Below are 15,735 nucleotides of genomic sequence, written 5' to 3'. Positions count from 1 at the left end.
ACGGCGACGCCGACCGCGACGCCCACGGCGACGCCGACCGCGACGCCCACGGCGACGCCGACCGCGACGCCCACGGCGACGCCGACCGCGACGCCGACGGCGACGCCCACGGCGACGCCGACCGCGACGCCGACGGCGACGCCGACCGCGACGCCCACGGCGACGCCGACCGCGACGCCGACGGCGACGCCCACGGCGACGCCGACGGCGACGCCCACGGCGACGCCGACCGCCACGCCCACGGCGACGCCGACCGCCACGCCCACGGCGACGCCGACCGCCACGCCCACGGCGACGCCGACCGCCACGCCCACGCCGACCCCGATCCCGCCGGCTTCATCGGTGAGCGCGCCCACGCAGGTCTCGGGCACGGTCCCCGGCATGCTGTCGCTCTCGCTCTCCGGCAGCGCGAATCTCGGGGCATTCGCCGCCGGCGTCGGCCAGGACTACCAGACGTCCGTCGCGGCGACGGTGTCGAGCTCGGCTGCCGACGCGACGCTGACCGTCTCCGACCCCAGCGCGACAAGCACCGGGCACCTGGTCAACGGCGCCTATGCGCTGGCACAGCCGGTTCAGGTCAAGGCCGCGAGCACGGCCGGGCAAAGCACCGCGTTCGCGCCGCTCGGAACCGGGCCGCTCACACTGCTCACCTACGCGGGTCCGGCGAGCAATGACCAGGTGACGATCGGGCTCAAGCAGACGATCGCCGCCGCGGAAGCGCTGCGCACAGGGACGTACAGCAAGACCTTGACGTTCACGCTGTCCACGACGACGCCGTAGGCATTCCCGCCGGGGCCGCCGCACCGCGGCGGCCCCGGCTGGAAGGCTCTCGCCTCCAGGCGCACGGGCTCCCCGCGCTCTCCGGCCCGCCCGGGAGCACGCTGCCGGGGCGCCGGATGTCGTCCCGCCCCCTGAGCACCGGGGCGTCGTCTCGCCTCCGGAGCGCACCGCCGTGCCCGCTCAGTCGATGCGAATGACGCGATGCGCCAGCACGCCGGCCCGCGACATGTGGGCCGAGCCCGAGCAGTCGGCGAACCAGTGATCGCGCGACCCGCGCCACCACTCGCCCTCGCCGAGCGCGTCGATCATCGGCGAGTTCGCGCAGTGCTTGCGGTGCCGCCTGTTCCCCGCCATGTGGCCGAGCTCGTGCAGCAGCACGCTCTCGAGGTCGACCTCGTCGAGGGCCGGGTAATCCGGCCCGGCAGTCCAGTTCTCGTCCGGGTTCAGCGCCAGATCGCGCTCGATCACGCGCCCGCGGACCGTGTAGTCGGTCTCCACGCCGAGCACGTCGTCGGGCACCGCGGAGGAGAATCCGGCGACGTTGAACCCGTCCTGCCGCCCCGCGACGGCCGACGTCCAGCGCAGCGTGCGCAGCCCCCAACGGGCGGCGGTCTCCTTGGCGAGGGCCCGGAACCGCTTGCCCGTCACCGTCGCGGGGAAGCCGGCGGAGGAGAGATAGAAGCTCGTGCCACCGCCGCGGCCGAACTTCGGGAAGAGCTTGCCGCGGCCACGGAACGCCATCGGCTGCGTGACGACCAGCTCGCGGACCGGGCCGATCGGGTCCTCGGACTCGTCGGCGGCCTCGCCCTGGAGGTACGCCTGCCAGAAGTAGTGTCCCGGCCGCCGGCGCAGGAGCGAGGACGCCGGGGCCGTCCAGGTCTGGAGTCCGTCGCCGCCGGCGGTGGCGGTCTCGTCGACCCAGGCACCGTCCTCGTCGGCCAGTCGGCCGTCGGCGTCGGTGTCGTCGGAGCTCGATACGCGGATCACCACGCTGCCCGCCGGCGCCTCCGTCCGGACGGCGAACACGAGCGGCGTGCCGCGCGAGATCCGCGCGGCCGGACTGTTGTAGTCGAGCTCGCCAAGCCCGGGGTCCTGCGACTGGTCGCCGGAGCCGGTGTCGGTCTCGCCGGGCGGCGCCTCGGGGTCGCTCGAGCCGTCGTCCTGCGCGATCGCCCGCGCCGGCACGAGCAGCAGGAGCACGAGCAGGAACGGGAGACCGTGACGCATCCGCATCCGCATCGGCTCCATCCGGCCGCGGCTTGAGCACGTTCCTGGACCGGCCGCGCACGCCGCGGATAGGGACGCGTCGGCTGCACGCACGCTGCCGGTACCGTGTTGGCCCGTGCCCCGCGTGCGCCTGGACTCCCTGCTGGCGGAGCGCGGCTTGTTCGAGTCCCGCACGCGCGCCGCGGCCGCCGTGCTCGCCGGGACGGTGCACCTCGGCCCTGGCCGCCGCCGCGCGGACAAGCCGGGCCAGATGGTCGATCCCGCGATCGAGCTCGAGGTCGACGCTCCGCCGCCGTACGTCAGCCGTGGCGGCGTGAAGCTGGCCAACGCGCTCGACGCGCTCGAGGTCCCCGTCGCCGGCCGGCGCGCGCTCGACGTCGGCGCCTCGACGGGCGGCTTCACCGACTGCATGCTCCAGCGCGGCGCCCTCCACGTCATCGCCCTCGACGTCGCGTACGGCGAGCTCGACTATCGCCTGCGCGAGGATCCTCGCGTGACGGTGATCGAGCGCGTCAACGCCCGCGCGGTCGAGCCGGGACAGCTGCCGTATCAGCCCGATCTGATCACGCTCGACGTCTCCTTCATCTCGCTCACCAAGGTCCTTCCGGCCGTGCTCGCATGCGCCGGCCCGCGGTTCGACTGCCTCGCGATGGTCAAGCCGCAGTTCGAGGTCGGGCGCGAGCGGATCGGCAAGGGCGGGGTCGTGCGGGACCCCGAGCTGCGCCGCGAGGCCGTCATCTCCGTCGCCGGCTGCGCCCAGGCCGCGGGCGCCACCGTGATGGGCTCCGCCCCCTCGTCGCTCGAAGGCCCGTCCGGCAACCGCGAGACCTTCCTCTGGCTCGCCGAGGCCGGCCGCGAAGGCGCGGCGGAGGCCCTGACGACATGGTGAGGCGCGCGAGCGTGCTGACGCACCGGCGGACGGCCGAGACGACGCCGGCGGTGCTGGAGCTCGTCGAGGCGGCGCGGCGTGCCCGCGGGACCCTGATGTTCACCGAGCACGAGGCCGCCAAGCACGGGCTCGAGCTCGGGCCTGGGGTGGAGATCGTCCAGCAGCTGCCGGCCGACGTCGAGCTGTGCTTCGCTCTCGGCGGCGACGGCACGATCCTGACCGCTCTGCGCCACTACGCGGGCGCCGGCGTGCCGGTCTTCGGTGTCAACTACGGCGAAGTGGGGTTCCTCGCCACCGTCGATCCCGACGGCCTCGGCGACGACTTCGACCGCGCCTTCGCCGGCGAGTTCGAGACGATCCAGCTGCCGACGATCTCCGTCGGCCGCCCCGAGGGCACCTGGAGCGCGCTCAACGACATCTCCGTGCACCGCAAGGCGGGCCTGCGCGTCGCCGACCTCGCCTACGCGCTCGCGGGCGAGGAGATCGGACGCGTCCGCTGCGACGGCCTGGTCGTCGCGACGCCACAGGGGTCGACCGGCTACAACCTCGCCAACGGGGGTCCGGTGCTGGCCTGGGGCGTGGAGGGCTTCGTCGTCTCGTTCATAGCGCCGCATTCGCTCACCGCACGCGCGCTCGTCGTCGCGCCGAGCGACGAGCTCACGATCAACAACGCGTCGCGCGAGGAACCCGTCGAGATCCACGTCGACGGCCGCCCGACGCTCGAGCTCTCGCCGGGCGAGGACGTCCACGTGGAGTTCGGTCTGATGCACGCCGAGCTCGCTCAGCTCCCCGGCGCGTCCTTCTACCACCGGCTGCGCGAGCGCTTCGGCCGGCTCGCCCGCTAGCGCGCCACGGCTCGGCTCAAAGGCGACGGTGGGGAGGAGGGCGGTGGCGTTCATCGCGATCCATTTTCCGGGCTCGGGCCGCACATGTGACACGCGATTCGTGACAACTGTGTGCCGAAGCTGTGCCGAAACACGCACAAACGCGTGTTCGAGCAGCGATCCGTCGGGACCCGCTGGTAGACCCCCAGGGGTGCTGCACGAGCTGCGCGTAGAGAACCTCCTCCTGATCGAGCGGGCCGAACTGTGCCTCGGCACCGGCCTGAATGTGCTCACGGGTGAGACCGGGGCGGGGAAGACCGTGCTCGCGCACGCGCTGGATCTGCTGCTCGGTGGCAAGCCCCGGTCGGGCATCGTCCGGCCCGGCGCCGCGGAGGCCTACGTCGAAGGCGTGTTCGCGCTGCCCGAGGAGCTGCGGTCGGAGCTGGGCGACCGCTTGCCCGACGACGCCGAGGAGCTCGTCCTCGCGCGGCGCGTGAGCGCGGAGGGCAGGACGCGCGCGTATCTGGGCGGCCGCAGCGCCACGGCGGCGGATCTGCGCGACGTCGGCACCGTCCTGCTCTCGTTCTACGGCCAGCATGAGCACCGCAAGCTGATGCTCGCGTCGGCCCAGCTGGAGATCCTCGACGGGTTCGCCGGCCCCGAGCAGGCCGCACGCCGGGAAGCATGCCGCGACGCCTATGCGCGCGAGCGCGCGTTGCAGGAGCGGCTCGCCGTGCTGCGCGAGCGCGCGGGCGCTCGGGATCGCGAGCTGGACCTGCTCGAGTGGGAGCTCGCGGAGATCGAGCGCGCCGATCCGTCCGAGGACGAGGAGGCCGCGCTTGAGGCCGAGCGCGGGCGGCTGCGTCATGTGGAGGCGCTGCGCGGCGCCGTGGCGGCGGGCGTCGGCGCGCTCGACGGCGAGGAGGACACGGGCGGAGCCGCGTTGGCGCTCGCGGCGGCGGCGCAAGCGCTCGAGGCCGTCGGCGGCGTCGATGCCGAGCTGGACTCGCTCGCCGGCCGCGTTCGCGCGCTCGCACTCGAGGCCGACGATCTGGCGCACGAGCTGCGCCGCTACGGCGAGGGCGTGGATGCGCCGCCGGGCCGGCTGGACGAGGTCGAGGAGCGGCTCGCCCTCCTGGACCGGCTGAAGCGCAAGCACGGCGGCACGATCGCCGCGGTACTCGAGTACGCAACGTCATGCCGCGCGCGGCGTGACGAGCTGACAGGCGCCGAGGAGGCGATCGAGGCGACCGAGCGCGAGCTGGAGTCCGCTCGCGCGGCCCTCGCCAAGCAGGCGCGGGCGCTGACGAAGGCGCGGACGGCGGCCGGCAAGGCGCTCGGGGAAGCGGTGCGCGACCGGCTGAAGGCGCTCGCGATGGAGGGCGGCGAGTTCACGGCCGCGCTCACGCCGCGCGACGCCTACGGGCCGACGGGCGGCGACGAGGTCGAGTTCCTGATCGCCCCCAACCCAGGCGTGCCCGCCGGCCCGCTGCGGGAGACGGCGTCAGGCGGCGAGCTCTCGCGCGTGATGCTCGCGCTGATGGGCGCGGCGGCGGAGGCCGGGCCCGCGACGCTCGTGTTCGACGAGGTCGACGCCGGCATCGGCGGGCAGACGGCGCGCGCGGTCGGCGAGCAGCTGCGCGCGCTCGCGGCGGGCCGCCAGGTCATCTGCATCACCCATCTGCCGCAGATCGCCTCGATGGCCGACCGGCACTTCACGATCGTCAAGGACACCTCGGCCGGCACCGCCCGGACGACCGTCACCCAGCTGCACAAGGGCGACGTCGTGGGCGAGCTCGTCCGGATGCTGGGGGCCGACCGCGAGGACGCGGCAGCCCGACGTCACGCACAGGAGCTTCTGAAGGCGGCCTGAGGCCGCCGATCCCCCCTCTAGACTGGGAGGAGACCCAAGGAGAACGCATGCCCGATCCCAGGCCCCGAACCCGATACATCTTCGTCACCGGGGGAGTGGTCTCTTCTCTTGGGAAGGGGATTGCCGCCGCTTCCATCGGCCGCCTCCTCGTCGCTCGCGGCCTCAAGGTCGCGATCCAGAAGTTCGATCCATACATCAACATCGATCCCGGGACGATGTCGCCGTTCCAGCACGGCGAGGTGTTCGTCACCGAGGACGGTGCGGAGACCGACCTGGACCTCGGCCATTACGAGCGCTTCACCGACGCGAACACGTCGCGCGCATCGAACGTGACCGCAGGCGCCGTCTACAACTCCGTCATCCGCAAGGAGCGCCGCGGCGACTACCTGGGCGGCACGGTGCAGGTCGTCCCGCACATCACCGACGAGATCAAGCACCGCATCCGGCTGATCGGCGAGACGCAGGACGTCGACGTCGTCATCACGGAGATCGGCGGCACGGTGGGCGACATCGAGTCGCTGCCGTTCCTGGAGGCGATCCGCCAGTTCCCGGTCGACGTCGGGCGCCGGCGGACGATGTTCATCCACTTGACGCTCGTGCCCTACATCGGCCATGCGGGCGAGCTCAAAACCAAGCCGACGCAGCACTCGGTCAACGAGCTGCGGCGCATCGGCATCGCGCCGGACATGCTGATTTGCCGCTCCGAGGGCGGCCTGCCGCTCGACGTCCGCAAGAAGATCGCGCTCTTCGCCTCGCTGCCCGTGGACGCGATCGTCTCCGGCCGCGACGTCGACAACATCTACAAGATCCCGCTCTACTACCACGCGGAGGGCGTCGACGACTTCGTCCTCGAGCACTTCGGGCTGGACGCCGGCAAGCCGGAGCTGGGGCAATGGGAGCACCTCGTGCGCCAGGCGACGGAGGCGGAGAGCCAGTCACCCGTGCGGATCGCGCTGGTCGGCAAGTACGTCAAGCTCGAGGACGCCTACCTCTCCGTCGTCGAAGCCCTGCGCCACTCGGGCTTCATGCACGGCTGCGGGATCGAGATCGACTGGGTGGACTCCGAGACGCTGGACGACGGCGAGGTGCGCGCGCGACTCGCCCGCGCCGACGGCATCCTGATCCCCGGCGGCTTCGGCGTGCGCGGGATCGAGGGCAAGATCACGGCGGCGCGGATCTCCCGCGAGCAGCGGATCCCGTTCCTCGGCATCTGCCTCGGCATGCAGATGGCGGTGGCCGACTTCGCGCGTCACATCGTCGGCATGGATGGCGCGAACTCGACCGAGTTCGATCCCGAGACGCCGTACCCCGTGATCGATCTGCTGCCCGAGCAGAAGGAGGTCGCCGACATGGGCGGCACCATGCGGCTCGGCGCGGACCCGATCAAGCTGCACCCGAACACGCGGGCGCGCGAGATCTACGGCGAGGCCGTCATCTACGAGCGGCATCGCCATCGCTACGAGGTCAACAACTTCCTGCGCAAGCGGCTCGAGGCCGCGGGGCTGATCTGCTCCGGCACCTCGCCGGATGAGCGGCTGGTCGAGGTCATCGAGATCAACGACCACCCGTTCTTCGTCGCGTCCCAGTACCACCCCGAGTTCAAGTCTCGGCCTGAGCGCCCGGCGCCGCTGTTCCGCGACTTCGTGGATGCCGCGCTGGCGCGCGCTCGCGATCAGCGCCCGGAGGAGATCGGCACCGAGGCCGCGGCCACCCGGTGAGGCCGGCGAGCGAGGCCGAGAAGACTCGTCTGGCCGACACGTTCGCCGCGCTCTGCCGCATCCAAAGCCCGTCGTGGGAGGAGGCGGAGTGCGCCGAGCGCGTCAGCCGCGAGCTGCGCGGCATGGGCCTACAGGTCGAGAGCGATGAGGCCGGGAACGTCGTCGCGCGCCTCGCCGGCCGCGGCGAGCGCTCGATCATGCTGTGCGCGCACCTTGACACCGTGCCGCCGCTGGCTGCCATCGAGCCGGTGCTGGTCGATGACGGCTGGGAGAACGCCAACGCCGGCATCCTCGGCGCTGACAACAAGGCTGCCGTCGCCACGATCCTCGAGGTCGCGCGCCGCTGCACCGTCGAAGGCGCGCCGGTCGGCCTGGAGCTCGTGTTCACGGTGGCGGAGGAGATCGGGCTGCAGGGCGCCAAGCGCTTCGATGTCTCGCGGCTGCGCTCGGAATTCGGCTACGTGTTCGACCACGCGACGCCGATCGGCGAGGTCGTGGTCGCCTCCCCGACGCTCTATCGCATCGAGGCCGAGTTCCACGGCAAGGCCGCGCACGCGGGGCTGCGCCCGGAGGAGGGCCGCTCCGCCATCCTCGCGGCGGCGTATGCCGCAGCGCACATGCCGCACGGCCGGATCGACGAGCAGACGACGGCAAACCTCGGCCACTTCAGCGGCGGCGTCGAGTCCACGAACGTGGTCGCCGAGCGCGCGCGGCTGCTCGCCGAGGTTCGCTCGGTCGACGCCGATCGCGCGGACGAGGTGCTGGCGAAGATGATCGACGCCCTGCACGACGGCGCCTCCCACGGCGAGTGCGACGTCGACGTGATCACCGAGAAGCAGGTCATCGGGTACCGCCAGAAGCCGTCGGCCCCGGCCGTGGCCGCCGCTGAGGCGGCGCTGCGCGCTTGCGGCTACGAGCCACGCCGGATCGCGACCGGCGGGGCCTCGGACGCGAACGTCTTCGAGGCGGCCAGGCTCCCATGCGTGAACATCGCCAACGGGACCGAGCACAATCATGAGCCGACCGAGCGCGTGTCCGTGAGCGCGCTCGAGGGGATGCTGGATGTCACGTTCGCGCTTCTCGAGGAGGCCGCCACCGTATGAGCTCCCGATTCGAGCTGATCGACTCCGAAGTCCTCTACGAGGGGGGCTTCATCACGCTGCGGCGCGACAAGTTCCGCCATCAGGACGGCGAGGAGGTCGTCCGCGACGCGGTTGTGCACCCGGGCGCCGTGGGCGTGGTGGTACTCGACGACGACGAGAACCTGTGGTTCGTCCGCCAGCCGCGCGAAGCGGTCGGCGTACCGGACCTGCTGGAGATCCCCGCGGGCAAGCTGGACGAGGACGGCGAGAGCCCGCTCGAGGCCGGCAAGCGGGAGCTCGCGGAGGAGATCGGCAAGCGCGCCGAGCACTGGGAGTCGCTGGGCTCCTTCTATACGTCGCCCGGCTTCGCCAACGAAGAGGTCCACCTCTTCCTGGCCACCGGGATCACGGACGCCGAAGAGCGCCCGGAGGTGGACGAGAACGAGCGCATCGACGTCGATGTCCGCCCGCTGTCGGACCTCGACACGATCCTGGAGGAAACCAAGGACTCCAAGACCCTGATCGGACTGCTGAAGCTCAAGGTCCGCCTCGCGGCCGGCTGACCGCGGCGATCGCTCGGGCCGCGCGTCCGCCGCCGCGATCGCTCCGGCGACGCGTCTACGCGCGCCGGCGACGCATGGCCGTGTCGGCGTGCGGGCCCGCCGCCGCGCCTCACGGGCGGGTCGTTGCATCGCAAAGGGGACCCCGAGGGTCCGACGAACGGGTCTGGCGATGGCCGCCGTCGAAACGCCGTTTGCCGCAGCTCAGCCGATCGAGCACCTCGTGCTCGACTTCCTGGCGTACCTCGAGTTCGAGCGCGGGCTGTCGCGCAACACGCTCGAGGCCTACCGGTCCGACCTGCTGCAGTACGGCGCGCACCTGGCGGGTCGCGATCCACTGGCGGTCACGCATTCCGACCTTTCGGCCTTCGTGGCCTCGCTCGCTTCGGGGGACGGCGACCGGCCCTCGGTCGCGCCGGCCACTCTGCAGCGCAAGGTCGCGTGCCTGCGCTCCTTCTATCGCCATCTGCGCCGCCAGGGCATCCTCGACTCCGACCCGACCGCGAACCTGCGCGCCCCGCGCCAAAGCCGCCGGCTGCCGCACGTGCTGTCGCGCGACGAGGTCGGCAAGCTGCTCGAGCAGCCGAAGGGCACCGAGCCGGCCGCGCTGCGCGATCGTGCGCTGCTGGAGCTGATGTACGCGTGCGGGCTGCGGGCGTCAGAGGCGATCGACCTCGAGACGACGGACGTCGACCTCGACGCGGGCGTCCTGCGAACGCGCGGCAAGGGCTCCAAGGAACGCCTGGTGCCGGTCGGTTCGGCCGCGGCCCGCGCGGTCACGATCTATCTCGCCCGCGGGCGTCCGAAGCTCGTCGGCGACCGCCTGGAGTCGCGCCTGTTCGTCAATCACCGCGGCGCCGGCCTCACCCGTCAGGGGTTGTACAAGATTGTCCAGCGCCACGCGGCCAGCGCCGGTCTCGCGGACGCGATGAGCCCGCACACCCTGCGCCACACCTTCGCGACCCACCTGCTCGCCGGCGGGTGCGACCTGCGCTCGCTGCAGGAGATGCTCGGCCACGCCGACATCGCGACGACCCAGCTCTACACGCACCTCTCGGCCGAGCGACTGAAGGACGTCTACTTCGACGCCCATCCGCGCGCAAAGTCGCGCTGACCTAGGCGCCGCTGCCAGAATCCGGCCCGTGAACAGACGGGCTTTCGTGATCGTGATCGACGCGTGCGGCGCGGGGGAGCTGCCCGACGCCGCCGACTACGGTGACACCGGCACGAACACGCTCGGGCACGTCGCGGAGGCCGCCGGAGGTCTCGACCTGCCGGTCCTCGGGCGGCTCGGGCTCGGGGACGTGATCCCGCTGGAGGGAGTTCCGTCCTCACCTGAGCGCGTCCTGCACGGGCGCCTGCACCCGCTCGGCCCGGGCAAGGACACGATCACGGGCCATTGGGAGCTGATGGGCGTCGTCACGCCGGTCGCGCTGCGCACCTATCCAGACGGCTTCCCGCCGGAGATCGTCGACGCGCTACGCGAGGCGAGCGGCCGGGGTGTGCTCTGCAACCGGCCCTACAGCGGGACCGCCGTCATCGACGACTTCGGTGAGCAGCATCTCGCCACTGGGGACCTGATCTTCTACACCTCGGCGGACTCGGTGCTGCAGATCGCCGCTCATGTCGATGTCGTTCCGACCGACGAGCTGTATGAGATCTGCGCCGCCGCGCGGGAGATCATGTCCGGCGAGCATGCCGTCGGGCGTGTGATCGCCCGGCCGTTCCGCGGTGAGCCCGGCGACTTCGTGCGCACCGACGGCCGGCGCGACCTCGCGATCGTCCCGCCATCGCGGTCCTACATGCAGGAGCTGCAGGCCGACGGCATGGCGGTCCACACCGTCGGCAAGATCGGCCAGGTCTTCGCGGGTGTCGGCGTCGACCACTCGCACAAGGGCGCGACCAACCGCGCTGCGCTGGACGCGACCACGCGGCTGATCGACGAGCTCGAGTCCGGGTTCGTGTTCACCAACCTCGTCGAGACCGACCAGGTGTACGGGCACCGCGGCGACGTCCCCGGCTTCCACCGTGCGCTGCAGGAGATCGACGCGGAGGTCGCCGGCTGGCTGGAGCGCCTCGATCCCTCGCGCGATCTGCTGGTCATCACCGCCGATCACGGCTGCGATCCGACGACGCCCGGCACGGACCACACGCGCGAGCACGCGCCGCTGCTTGCCCGCTTCGACGGCAACGGCCACCGCCGTCACGACGGTCCCTTCGCCGACGTCGGCGCTTCGGTGCTGCGGTGGCTCGCCGGCCGCGACGCCGGCGCGCTGCCCGGGACCCCGTTCATCGTGTGAGAGTGGTGAGGACTTCGCCACGGCCGGGCATCTGTATCGGGTGACATGCGCGTCGGGTGCAGCGAAGTGCCTCGCGGCCGTGGCCGGCGCCGCTCTGCTCGCCGCGGGTTGCGGCGACAAGAAGCCGTCCGTCTCCAAGCCGACGGCGACGGCGGGCAAGCCGGCGGAGAGGCCGAAGCCTCCGGGCGACGCCGAGCAGATGCAGAACCTGCTGCTCGAGCGCTCGCGTGCGATCCAGGACGGCGACGTGGAGCGGCTTGCGGCGACGAGCACCGGATCGCAGCAGGTGCGCGACCGCCGCGCGGCCAGGTCCGCGGCCGCTCTCCCGCTCGCGTCGGTTGAGATCGAGGCGACCTCGACGACCGTCGGGAAGCGCTCGGCGACGATGCACACGCTGACGCGGTACGACTTCGATGGCGTGGACAGCACGTTCGCGATCCGCTCCTCGATGCGCTTCATCAAGACGCCGGCCGGCTGGCGGGTGAAGCTCGACCGCCCGGCGGGGATCGAGGCGCCGTGGCAGCGCGGTGCGTACACGGTGCGGCGCAGCGAGCACTTCGTCGCGCTGACGCCGAAGGGCCTGAAAGTCGCTGGGTTCATGCGGGACCTCGAGGCGGGGCGCGCAAGGATGAAGAAAGCGCTGCCGGGGCTGAAGGCACCCGGGCGGATGCTCGTCGTCGTCTCGCGCTCCAACTCCGACACGAAGGCGCTCACGCGCGACGTGCGCGCGCTCGGGACGCTCAACGCGATCGCGGAGGCGTCGGTGAACGAGAACGGGCCTGCGCGGCGCGTGACCTCGGTCGCGGGGCAGCGGCTGCTCGTCGTCTGGCGCTCGTTCGGGCGCCAGGACCATGCGGGCCGGAGGCGGACGATCGCGCACGAGATGACGCATGCGTCGCTGGTGAGGAAGACTTCGGGGCGGATGCCGGTCTGGCTCGTGGAGGGCATGGCGATGTACACCGCGGGCGATCCGCGCTACGGCGAGGCCGGCGCGCTCCTGAGCGGCGCGCAGCTGCGCGACCACTCGCAGCAGGCGGCATCCAAGCGCGTGCTCTCGCTCACAGCGCTCGGGCGCCCGGCGTCGATGGTCAACCTGGCCTCGACCCCGCTCGCGTTCGCGTATTCGTATTCCGCGGCGGCCGCATACGCGATCGCGGCCACGCACGGACGCAAAGGGCTGCTGCGGCTCTATGAGGGGTTCGACAGCGAGGAGATCAAGGGGCGCCCAGGGCGGAAGCTGATGGATCGCGTCATGCGCAAGACGCTCCACCAGTCGCTGGCGTCGGTGCAGAAGGACGTCGACGCGTTCGCCCGCGCGCACGCGGAGATCCCGTAGGCGGGAAGATCGCTGGGACCGGGTCGGGGGTCGCGCGAGGCGCGGTGCCGCGGGGTCCAGCGCCGCCACGAGGCGCCTTTGCGGGTCGGTCGCGTCCGGCGCGGGGCCGGCTTCCCGCGGTCGCGTGCTCTAGCCTCGGGCGGGCGATGCCGGAGCTGCCCGAGGTCGAGACGATCCGTTCCCATCTGGCGCCCCATGTGGAGGGGCGCACGCTCGAGGCGATCGAGATCCGCGACCCGCGCTGGAGCCGGCCGCTCGCGCCCGCCGAGCTCGAGGACGCGCTGCGCGGCCGCCGCGTCGATCGCCTCTCGCGGCGCGGGAAGTACCTGATCTGGGAGCTCGAGGACGACGTCTACCTGCTCATGCACCTGCGCATGACCGGGGCGCTGCTGCTCGATCCCGCTGAGCCGTCCAAGCACGCCCGCGTGCTGATGACGCTCGGCGAGCACCTGCTGGTCTTCGACGATCCGCGCCGATTCGGCACCGGCGAGCTCGCGCTCGGGCCGGAGGCGCTGGAGGCGTTCTTCGACGCCCGGCTGGGCGTCGAGCCGCTCGCGCGCGAGTTCACCGCCGAGCATCTGTATGCGCTGGCGCGTGCATCGCGTGCGCCGATCAAGGCGTTCCTGCTCGACCAGAAGAAGATCGCCGGCGTCGGCAACATCTACGCGGACGAGGCGCTCTTCCGCGCCCGCATCCACCCCCTGCGCCCGGCGAACCGGATCACCCGAGCACAAGCCGAGGCACTACGCGACGCCGTGGTGGCGTCGCTGATGGCAGGGCTGGCCGCCAAGGGCGCGACGATCGACGACTTCCGCGACCCGTACGGTGTCAGCGGGACCTTCCAGGACCAGTTCCTGGTGCACCTGCGCGAGCATGAGCCGTGCCCGAACTGCGGCACGCCGGTACGCAAGCTCCGCGCTGCCGGGCGCGGCACCTACGTCTGCGAGACCTGCCAGACGCGTCCGCGGGCGCCGCGCAAGAAGCGCGTAGCGGCGGCCTGACCGCGCGGCTGCGCCTCCGGCCGCCCCGAAATCGAATGGGCCGCCCGGCAGGGCGGCCCAGTCAGAGGCGAGTCGCTATGCGGCGGCGGCGAGCGGCGCAAGGCTGCCGCCGCGGTCGAACGCGACGAGCTCCTGGTAGCCGCCGATCGTCTCGCCGTCGATGACGACCTGGGGGAACGTCATCATTCCCGTCAGACGCACGAGCTCCGCACGACCCTCGGGGTCCTTCGCGAGGTTGATCTCCTCGAACGGGACGCCTCGCTTGTTGAGGAGGGCCTTGGCAACGCGGCAGTAGCCGCAGGGCTCGGTGGTGTAGACGGTGACTTGGCTCATGACTTCAGAAAGTATAGTGCGATATCCGGATCGCTAAAGACCGAAGGGATCGTGTTGCGGTCCATACGCTACGGCGAGGCGGACCGGATCCTCCATCTGTATACCCCGCATCGCGGCCGGCTGAGCGCGATCGCGAAGGGCGTGCGGAAGGCGAAGTCGCGCTTCGGCGGCCGCCTGGAGCCGTTCTTCCGTCTCGATCTCGTGCTCTATGAAGGGCGCAGCGATCTCCTGACCGTGACCTCGGCCGAGACCGTGGCCGCCCATCGGCGCCTGCGCGAGCACGCGGGCGCGCTTGACGGCGCTGCCCGGGCGTGCGAGGCGGTGGCCCGCATCTTCGACGACGGCGAGCCGCACGCCGGCGTCTACCACCTGCTCGCGAACGAGCTCGCGCTGCTCGACCAGGCGCCGGACACCGCCGGGCGCGCGAATGCGCTTGCGTTCCGCCTGAAGCTGCTGCTGGCGGCCGGATTCGCGCCGCACCTCGCCGGCTGCGCCTCATGCGGCGAGCGCGAGCACATCGTGGGCTTCTCGGGCGCGGCCGGCGGCGTCGTCTGCGGCGCATGCGAGGCGAGCGCCTTCCGGCTCGACGAGGACGCCCACGCGTTCATGGTCGCCGCCCTCGGCAACCCGCTCGCGAGCGCTCCCGCCGCGGAGCCCCGCGCGCTGGCGCAGGCCGAGCGCGCGATCCTCGACACGCTCGAGCACCACGCGCACCTGCGGCTGCGGCCCGTCGGGGCGCAGTAGGGCGGGGCGCCGCGGCTGCGGCAACGGCCGGGCGGGCGGGGCGCGGTAGGGCGGGCGGCGCGGCTGCGGCAGCGGGCGGGCGTGGCGCGGCGGCGCGGGCGGCGCGGGCGGCGCGGCCGCGGCGTGTCGGCTCGCGGAGGGCGGGGCGGCGCGGGCCTGCGGGGTGGAGCGTGTCGGCTCGCGGCAGAGCAGGGCGGCGGGCCTGGGGGGCGTGTCGGCGCGCGGTGAACGACGGCGGCGGGCCTGCGGGCTCGGGCGTGTCGACGCGTGGTGGGACGGATCTCCTGCCCGCGAGGACGGCAGGACTGGGGGCGCCCGCGAAGGGCTCTCTCGCCGCTCGCCGCCGCGTCGGAAGACTCGCCCACGGGCGCGACGCTGCTCGCCGGCGCCGCATTCGCCATCGTCGACAGCTCTGTGCGGTAAGGGATGCGGACCGACCTCGCCTGTCGGCCCGTCGGCCACAATCGACCAGTCCGAGGACCCGATCGCTCACGAACGATCATCGTCGCGCATGAGACCAAGGGGTGCCCGACGAAGCTTCGAACTATTCGAAGGTTCGTAGCACACCGCTCGCTCGGTCCCCTGAAAGCGATCACTCGGCCGTGCAAACCGCGCAGCCAAACGGGACCGACTCCGCTACCTGCGCAGCTCGCCGGAACCTACGAAGCGGCAGCGTGAAGACCCCGGTACCGGCGAACTGCACGGGTAAGGGATGCGGGTCTACATCGCCCACCGGCCCTGGCAGCCACGATGGACCCGTCGCTCGGCCCGATCACGCACGAACGATCACCGCCGCCGAGCGAGCCCACGGGGTTGCGACGACGCTTCGAACCATTTGAAGGTTCGTCGCAAATCTCCTTGCCCGGCGCCCCAAACGACGGACCGCGCGAACCGCGCGGCCAAACGGAGCCACTCCCTCACCTGCGCACTTCGCCCAAACCGCGGAGCGGTCGCCCGGCGACGCGCGCACGCGGGGTGGTGCGCGGAGATCCGGCGCGGGGCGGAGACCCGCGCACGCGAACGGGCGCTCGGAGACCCGCGCGGGGTGGGGCCGCGGCGGGGCGCAGA

15 protein-coding genes are annotated in these 15,735 nt (G+C 72.3%); 12 read left to right on the top strand and 3 right to left on the bottom strand.

What is annotated here, in order from left to right; genetic code table 11:
* On the bottom strand, nt 1–383 hold a 383-nt coding region (locus H958_RS47200), incomplete at its 3' end, for a hypothetical protein (protein WP_196807711.1).
* Here H958_RS47200 and H958_RS0133800 point away from each other — a divergent pair.
* A complete protein-coding gene (locus H958_RS0133800; RefSeq protein WP_028061883.1) occupies nt 382–780 on the top strand; it encodes a hypothetical protein in 399 nt (132 codons plus the stop codon). The genes H958_RS47200 and H958_RS0133800 overlap by 2 nt on opposite strands.
* Before the next feature lie 180 nt (nt 781–960).
* Here the strand turns inward: H958_RS0133800 and H958_RS0133795 are convergent, their stop codons facing one another.
* Nucleotides 961–2,007 (bottom strand): hypothetical protein, encoded by a 1,047-nt coding sequence (locus H958_RS0133795; RefSeq protein ID WP_156028485.1) that lies wholly within the window; start codon nt 2,005–2,007, stop codon nt 961–963.
* Between the two features lie 115 nt (nt 2,008–2,122).
* Between H958_RS0133795 and H958_RS0133790 the strand changes: the two genes are divergently transcribed.
* The 10 genes from H958_RS0133790 (at nt 2,123) to mutM (ending at nt 13,590) form a co-directional block, all read left to right on the top strand.
* Entirely contained in the window at nt 2,123–2,896 is a 774-nt protein-coding gene (locus tag H958_RS0133790) for a TlyA family RNA methyltransferase (RefSeq protein ID WP_028061881.1), read from the top strand.
* Nucleotides 2,890–3,741 (top strand): NAD(+)/NADH kinase, encoded by an 852-nt coding sequence (locus tag H958_RS0133785; RefSeq protein WP_028061880.1) that lies wholly within the window; start codon nt 2,890–2,892, stop codon nt 3,739–3,741. The genes H958_RS0133790 and H958_RS0133785 overlap by 7 nt, the downstream gene beginning before the upstream one ends.
* Nucleotides 3,742–3,931: 190 nt before the next feature.
* A complete protein-coding gene (gene recN, locus H958_RS0133780) occupies nt 3,932–5,593 on the top strand; it encodes a DNA repair protein RecN (RefSeq protein WP_028061879.1) in 1,662 nt (553 codons plus the stop codon).
* 47 nt (nt 5,594–5,640) lie between these two features.
* Nucleotides 5,641–7,311, top strand: a complete 1,671-nt coding sequence (locus H958_RS0133775; RefSeq protein ID WP_028061878.1) for a CTP synthase — start codon at nt 5,641–5,643, stop codon at nt 7,309–7,311.
* Nucleotides 7,308–8,414: a M20/M25/M40 family metallo-hydrolase gene (locus tag H958_RS42450; protein ID WP_051325191.1), complete on the top strand. Its 1,107-nt coding sequence runs from the start codon at nt 7,308–7,310 to the stop codon at nt 8,412–8,414. Before H958_RS0133775 ends, H958_RS42450 begins: the two co-directional genes overlap by 4 nt.
* A complete protein-coding gene (locus tag H958_RS0133765) occupies nt 8,411–8,956 on the top strand; it encodes an NUDIX domain-containing protein (protein WP_028061877.1) in 546 nt (181 codons plus the stop codon). The genes H958_RS42450 and H958_RS0133765 overlap by 4 nt, the downstream gene beginning before the upstream one ends.
* 169 nt (nt 8,957–9,125) lie before the next feature.
* A complete protein-coding gene (gene xerD, locus H958_RS0133760) occupies nt 9,126–10,067 on the top strand; it encodes a site-specific tyrosine recombinase XerD (protein WP_051325190.1) in 942 nt (313 codons plus the stop codon).
* 28 nt (nt 10,068–10,095) lie between these two features.
* Nucleotides 10,096–11,253 carry a phosphopentomutase gene (locus H958_RS0133755; RefSeq protein WP_028061875.1) on the top strand — a complete coding sequence of 386 codons (1,158 nt, stop codon included), beginning with the start codon at nt 10,096–10,098 and terminating at the stop codon, nt 11,251–11,253.
* Nucleotides 11,254–11,332: 79 nt separating this feature from the next.
* A complete protein-coding gene (locus tag H958_RS0133750) occupies nt 11,333–12,589 on the top strand; it encodes a hypothetical protein (protein ID WP_028061874.1) in 1,257 nt (418 codons plus the stop codon).
* 146 nt (nt 12,590–12,735) lie between these two features.
* Nucleotides 12,736–13,590, top strand: a complete 855-nt coding sequence (mutM, locus tag H958_RS0133745; protein ID WP_028061873.1) for a bifunctional DNA-formamidopyrimidine glycosylase/DNA-(apurinic or apyrimidinic site) lyase — start codon at nt 12,736–12,738, stop codon at nt 13,588–13,590.
* Nucleotides 13,591–13,665: 75 nt separating this feature from the next.
* Here mutM and H958_RS0133740 read toward each other — a convergent pair whose 3' ends face one another.
* Nucleotides 13,666–13,923, bottom strand: coding sequence for a glutaredoxin family protein (locus H958_RS0133740; RefSeq protein WP_028061872.1), 258 nt, complete (start codon nt 13,921–13,923; stop codon nt 13,666–13,668).
* On the opposite strand from H958_RS0133740, the gene recO reads away from it, so the two are divergent.
* On the top strand, nt 13,915–14,667 hold the full coding sequence (gene recO, locus H958_RS42445) for a DNA repair protein RecO (protein WP_081686558.1): 753 nt from the start codon (nt 13,915–13,917) through the stop codon (nt 14,665–14,667). The two genes, H958_RS0133740 and recO, sit on opposite strands and share 9 nt — an antisense overlap.
* The last annotated feature ends 1,068 nt before the right edge of the window (nt 14,668–15,735 follow it).

This window comes from Candidatus Solirubrobacter pratensis (assembly GCF_000425945.1).
GTDB lineage: Bacteria > Actinomycetota > Thermoleophilia > Solirubrobacterales > Solirubrobacteraceae > Solirubrobacter > Solirubrobacter pratensis.
The sequence above is the reverse complement of the archived record's forward strand: the minus strand, read 5'-3'. Positions and strand labels throughout refer to the sequence as shown.